Origin of the sequence: Novipirellula sp. (assembly GCF_041583735.1) — a bacterium.
Lineage (GTDB): Bacteria > Planctomycetota > Planctomycetia > Pirellulales > Pirellulaceae > Novipirellula.
In genome coordinates this window covers 1-6,389 of the sequence record NZ_JBFHFD010000498.1, presented here as the reverse complement: position 1 = coordinate 6,389, position 6,389 = coordinate 1, and the positions used below count along the sequence as shown (strand labels likewise).

The following is a 6,389-nucleotide window of genomic DNA, read 5'->3' as shown; positions in this document are numbered from 1 at the left end:
GGAGAGAGGGAGAGAGGGAGCTTAGCAACGCAATTTACCTTCCCTTCTGGAAGGGGCGGCCGCAGGAAGCGGCCGGGGAGGGTGGGGAATTCTCGCTTGAATGCTCCACCTCTAACACAACGAGCCCCACCGGTGAGCCGGCTACCGCCGCCTCTGATCCTCCCCAGCGGGGAGGTGAAAAAACTCCCAACTCCCAACTCCCAACTCCCAACTCCCAACTCCCAACTCCCAACTCCCAACTCCCAACTCCCCCTCTCCCTCTCTCCCTCTCCCTCTCCCGCTCTCCCGCTCTCCCGCTCTCCCGCTCTCCCGCTCTCCCGCTCTCAGCCCAAAACAGCGTATTGCCATCGACTTTTCACCCCCTGGGATGCTATAGCCACTGCTTCAGTTTTTAGTTTTCGCGATACGAAAAACGAGGTCGGCTCTGATGAGATTTCCAGCCCCATTTGCAGGATCCTTCTGCGTTTTGATGACGCTGGTTGGATGTTCATCGGAAAAGGCCAACGAAGCTGCTGGGTGGCAAGCGATTGACGAAACGAGCGTCGAGACCACGCAAACGCTCGAATCAGACAACGCGTTTACGGGCCCCTCAGCCGAATCAACCGACAGCATCACGTCCGACACACACCTGCAGCCGATGCCGCGTGCGGAATACTCCGTCGTCCCGCCGCAGCCCACTGCCAATTTCCGACAGCCGCAGGCAATGCGCCAGCCACAAGCGATGCAGATGCCGCAAGCGATGCAAATGCCGCAAGCGATGCAAATGGATGCTCCATCAATGCAGATGCAAGCAACCGCCTCTGCCGAGTCTCGCAGGAGCCTTCCTGCCGGAACTCAGCACAGTGCCGAAGGCGGTTTTGCAACCGTTCAAGTTTTTTATGCGACCGACCGGATGCGAGGCCCCTTGTCGCTCTCGGATTACGAAATCACCGGTCAAAAGCAAGTGGTCCAGCTGATTGCCATCGCCGCAATCGCACTCCTCCTGTTTGCGATACTGAATTGGATGCGGGGTCGAACGCGAACCGGTGGTATGGCGGCAATGATGGGAGGAGCAGTCGCTTGTCTTGCCGTTGCATTCATCTCGATGGGGCAAGCGAATATTGAAAAGCATGGCGTCACTTACTTGGCCGACCGTGGGATGCTGGTCCGCGGCGTCTGCGAAGTTACGGTGCCCGATTCGCATCAACGAGGACTTGTCGAACGTCCCAGTTTGTTGAAATTCGAATTGCATGAAGATCAACGCGACCACATCGTGTTGACCAGTGCGATCGAGCTCGCCGAAACCGATTTTCAGAAACGCTTGTCCCAAACGGTTGCCCAGTCTAGCGACCAAGACTTGCTGGTTTTTATTCATGGCTACAACGTTGGCTTCGAAGCGGCGGTGCAGCGCACCGCGCAAATCGCCGTTGATCTTCCCTTCGAAGGCGTTCCAGTCTGCTACAGCTGGCCCTCGCAAGCGTCATTGATGGGGTACACAATCGACGAAAATAATTCCGAGTGGACGATCACGCACTTGAAGCAGTTTTTGACGGAACTGGCGAACGAGTCCGGAGCCAAATCGATCAATGTCGTCGCCCACAGCATGGGCAATCGAGCGATGACAGCGGCGATGCAACAAATCCGCTGGGAATTACCCGCGGACGCTCCCGCTCCCTTTGATCGCATCGTCTTAGCCGCCCCCGACGTCGACGCCGATCGGTTCCGCCGGGACCTAGCTCCTGCCCTGTTGGATGTTTCGAATCAAGTCACGCTGTACGCATCCTCGGACGACCAAGCGTTGATCGCGTCCAAGAAAGTGCACGGTTACCCACGGGCTGGCGAGAGTGGAGCCAATATTGTGGTTGTTCCCGGTGTCGAGACGATCGACGTCAGCGGTATCGACCTTAGCCTGCTGGGGCACAGCTATTACGGCGACAACGAATCGATGCTGCGAGATTTGTACGAGCTCGTTCGTTCACGATTGCCCGCGCCGCAACGGAACATGTTGATCGCGCGGCAAGCCGGCGAGCTGATCTATTGGCAGCTTGCCCAACGTGAAAACACCCCACTGCGATAGACCGACGTAGCATAGGCTTCCAGCCTGTGATCAAGCAACGGCATCATCGTCCCCATGCCAGTTTGTCTGGCATAAGCCAAGTCTTACCAATTTCAAATCGTCTTCCGCCGTGAGCCAAGCTCGCGAGGGCTGGCCGAAGATGTCCCCGCGATAACAGGCTAGAAGCCGACCGCCATAAAAAGAACCCAAGGCCCCGCATCGGCGGAACCTTGGGTTCATGGTTTTTAACAAGCTATTTTTAACGAGCGAAAGCTTCCGCCTTACGCGTTCTTGGGTGCTTTACGCAACTGGATCCATTCGCTGTGGAATGTGCCTTCCATGTCGGTCCGTTGGTAGGTGTGAGCACCGAAGTAGTCGCGTTGCGCTTGCAGCATGTTGGCTGGCAAACGAGCCATGCGGTAACCATCGTAGTAGCACAGCGCGGTGCTGAACGCTGGGACGGGAATGCCCAGAATCGAGGCCGCAGCGACCACGGCGCGCCATTTCTCTTGGGCGTTTTCGACAGCCTTCTCAAAGAATGGGTGCAGCAGCAAGTTTTCGAGGTTCGGGTTCTCGTCGAATGCTTCCTTGATGCGGTCCAAGAAGACCGCGCGGATGATGCAACCGCCACGCCACAGCAACGCACAGTCGCCGTAGTTGAGGTCCCACTTGTGCTCGGCCGATGCTGCTTGCAGTTGAACGAACCCTTGTGCGTAGCTGACGATCTTCGATGCATACAACGCCTGGCGGACCGCTTCGATGAACGCTTCGCGATCGCCGACCAACTTCATTGCGGCCGCTCGCATCTCTGGATTTGATGCTTCGGAGGGACCATTGAGCGTTTTGCTTGCTCGCACACGTGCTTCTTTCTGAGCCGACAAACCGCGAGCGAACACGGCGGTCGTGACCAACGTGCTAGGCACTCCGAGATCCAGTGCCAATTGGCTCATCCATTTCCCGGTTCCCTTGGCACCGGCAACGTCGAGGATCTTGTCGACTAGGTAACCATCGCCACCTTGGTCGTCTTTGACGCTGAAGATGTCGCGGCTGATTTCGATCAAGTAGCTCGACAAGTCGCCTTGGTTCCACTTTTCGAACACGTCGTATAGTTCGTCGTTCGACAAGCCGCCGACTTCGCGAAGCAGTTGATAGCCTTCGCAGATCAGTTGCATGTCGCCGTATTCGATCCCGTTGTGGACCATTTTGACGTAGTGACCCGCACCGCGTGGTCCGACCCATTCGCAGCAAGGGATGTCGTCGTTCGGGCCGACTTTGGCCGAGATTGCTTGGAACATTTCCTTGACTTCGGGCCAAGCCGCTTCGCTTCCGCCGGGCATCATACTTGGGCCTAGCAGAGCCCCTTCTTCGCCACCGGAAACGCCACAGCCACAGAACAGCAGTCCGGCTTCTTCGACCTTCTTGGTTCGTCGCTCGGTGTCGGCGTAATGCGTGTTACCACCATCGATGATGATGTCACCAGGCTCGCACAATGGAATCAATTGGTCGATGATCGCGTCCACGGCAGGCCCGGCCTTGACCAACATCATCAACTTGCGAGGCCGTTTGACCGATTTGACAAATTCTTCGATCGTGTGAGTGCCGACAAAGTTTTTGCCTTTGGCTCGACCGTTGATCAGCTCGTCGACTTTCTCGGTCGTTCGATTGTAGACAGCGACTTTGTAGCCGCGACTTTCGACGTTTAAGGCCAAGTTTTCGCCCATCACTGCTAGTCCAATGAGGCCAAAATCGCAATCGCCGCTCATAATTTTTCCAAAGTTCGAGAAGGTGTCTTATTGAATGTTTTCGCGGATTTTAGACGCTGGGGGCCCAGCGGGGAAGATCCGAGAGCGGGGGAGCGTGGGAATGAGCGAGGAGTCGTAAACCGGAACGCGGCGAAGCGAAGTTCCGGTTTGACGGAAGGGAGAGGGGGAGAGGGGGAGAGGGGGAGGTAAATCGATTTTCCCTCCTTGTGGGAGGGGCGGCCACAGGATGCGGCCGGGCACCGCTGGTGAAACCATGCTTGCACGTTCCACCCCCAACAGATCGTAAATGACCCGCGGGAAGCCACACATATTCGGTGCAACAGGTAAAACTTCCCCAATCCGCCTCGGAATACCTGATATCCGGCTTTCATTTGTTGATGCAGTGCCCTACGGCGATTATTGTCAAAGGACGCGAGCTCTATAAGCTGCGCAATTCACCCATCTTTTCGCAAAGTCGCCTCTTCAGGCTGAGTGATGAACAAAACAAATCGTATTGCTGCCCTCGTTGTTTTCGCCGCCCTGTTCTCTTTGGGAACTGGCCAAGTTTCGGCCCAGACACAGTTGGCGGGGGTCGACGTGGATGCCCAGGGCATCTTGAAGGTCAAACAATTTGATCCTCGTTTGGCCAACCAACGACTGATCGAAGCTCGCAATCACGCCGACACCGGGGTGATGCAGACGAGCAAATTGCGAAAAGTATCACTCAATCGACTCGAAGCGGCGATCGCCAAGCAGATCGAAGCGGATGGGACGATTTCCGAGGACATGAAAGCACTGGCCGGTCTGACCTCGCTCGAGTACGTCTTTTTCTATCCCGACACCAAAGATATCGTCGTCGCTGGTCCCGCCGAAGGATTTGTCGCCGATCCCACCGACCGCTTGGTGGGCATTCAGTCCGGAAAGCCGACCGTTTTGCTCGAAGACCTTGTGACCGCGCTGCGAGCATATGCTCCGGGTGCGAAACCCACTTCGCTGATCAGCGTGTCGATTGATCCTACCACCGAAGGATTGCAGCGGATGCAGCGATTCTTGGCCTCGGTTCGCGGCCGGGTTCAACCCAGTGACGCCGAGCGATTGGCGATGGGACTGAAAGACAATTTGGGGCTGCAAACGGTCACGATCAAAGGGATCCCCAACTCCTCTCACTTTGCTCGCGTCTTGGTCGAAGCCGATTATCGCATGAAATTGGTCGGCATCGGGTTGGAGCGACTTCCCGTTCATTTGCAAAGTTACGTCGATCGAGCGAACCCGAACACCGTTGCTTCCAATGCGATGGAGCGTTGGTATTTTCAACCCAATTACGACGCGATCTCGGTCAGCGAAGACGGCTTGGCGATGCGAATCAACGAGCGCGGCGTAGAGCTTGTCGGTGCCAACGAACGTGTTGCCGATGGACGGCGGATGCAGATCGCAGGTAAGGTGAACCGCGCCAGTCAAACGTTCTGCAAAGATTTCACCACAGCCTTTCCTGAGATTGCGGCAAAGGTTCGTATCTATGCCGAACTCGCTCAGTTGATCGACGTCGCGGTCGCAGCCGCCTACATTCAAGAACAAGATTTTTACGGTCAAGCTGATTGGTCGATGCCGGTGTTGCAGGACGAAACGATGGTTGCGGTCGAAACCTACACCGCTCCCGAGCAAGTCGAAACCGCCGTGAACGCTGTATGGCGAGGCAACACGCTGATGACACCACTCGGAGGTGGCGTGAACGTCCAGCCGCGACAAGCTCTGAAAGCCGAGCACGTCAGCAAAGACACCGACGGCCGTGTGGTGAAAACCCGCAGCGAAGCTGGCCCCACCGGCCTGAAAGAAGGCCAATGGTGGTGGGACTGATCCCGGTATTTTGCCATTCCTCGTAGCGAAAGTCGCGAAGACTTTCGTCAAAGTGGGACAGGTTTTCAACCTGTCATCGCGTTGGGCTTGTATCAGGATCTTTAGCAAGATCCGCGACATCCACCGCGTCAATAACGCACCGCTGACCGCGCCAAAAACGCATTGCCAGCGTATGATAAGTTCCGTGCTATCGCTCCCCAATGCACCGGTACGGAACGCTCATGAATCGGCCCAGTGAATTTCGAATGCCCAACGACGAGTGTCGGCTCGTTGTGGTTCAGGACCAATTGCAGCCATGTCCTTATCTCAGCGAAGCCATCGCTAGGATGCCGCTGAGGCTGCCGATCGGCAACGTTACCCCCGAAATTACCGATCAAATGCTGGTGATGGGGTTTCGCCGTAGCGGCGACTTTGTCTACCGAACTCAGTGCCCCGCGTGCCAAGAGTGCCGACCGACCCGGATTGATGTCACCACGTTTCGGATGACGAAATCGTTCAAGCGAGTGCTGCGGCGGGGCGATCAAGATTTGAGCTGTCAATGGAATCCACCAAGTGTCGATCCGCTTCGGGTTGAAATCTTTAACCAACACCGGCAAGTTCGAAACCTGGGGCTCAGTGACGAGCCCGTCGACGAAGACGCCTATCGATCGTTTCTAGCCGACTCGTGTTGCCAGACTCGGGAGTTGTCGATTTGGAAGGACAGCGAGTTGATTGCGGTTTCGATTGTCGACTTGGGCCGCGAAAGTACGTCAGCCGTC

4 protein-coding genes are annotated in these 6,389 nt (G+C 56.4%); 3 read left to right on the top strand and 1 reads right to left on the bottom strand.

Annotated features, from left to right (window positions below):
• Positions 1–427: 427 nt before the first annotated feature.
• A complete protein-coding gene (locus ABX962_RS26740) occupies positions 428–2,056 on the top strand; it encodes an alpha/beta hydrolase (protein WP_372723963.1) in 1,629 nt (542 codons plus the stop codon).
• A gap of 260 nt (positions 2,057–2,316) precedes the next feature.
• Here the strand turns inward: ABX962_RS26740 and gnd are convergent, their stop codons facing one another.
• Positions 2,317–3,798, bottom strand: coding sequence for a decarboxylating NADP(+)-dependent phosphogluconate dehydrogenase (gene gnd / locus ABX962_RS26735; protein ID WP_345324140.1), 1,482 nt, complete (start codon positions 3,796–3,798; stop codon positions 2,317–2,319).
• Between the two features lie 474 nt (positions 3,799–4,272).
• Between gnd and ABX962_RS26730 the strand changes: the two genes are divergently transcribed.
• Positions 4,273–5,631: a DUF1598 domain-containing protein gene (locus ABX962_RS26730; protein WP_372723961.1), complete on the top strand. Its 1,359-nt coding sequence runs from the start codon at positions 4,273–4,275 to the stop codon at positions 5,629–5,631.
• A gap of 221 nt (positions 5,632–5,852) precedes the next feature.
• A partial coding sequence (locus ABX962_RS26725) for an arginyltransferase (protein ID WP_372723959.1) occupies positions 5,853–6,389 on the top strand: 537 nt, incomplete at its 3' end.

Bases quoted from the DNA above. Each gene is read 5' to 3' on its own strand.
- ABX962_RS26740 (WP_372723963.1), top strand. From the start codon at position 428: ATGAGATTTCCAGCCCCATTTGCAGGATCCTTCTGCGTTTTGATGACG.
- gnd (WP_345324140.1), bottom strand. From the start codon at position 3,798: ATGAGCGGCGATTGCGATTTTGGCCTCATTGGACTAGCAGTGATGGGC.
- ABX962_RS26730 (WP_372723961.1), top strand. From the start codon at position 4,273: ATGAACAAAACAAATCGTATTGCTGCCCTCGTTGTTTTCGCCGCCCTG.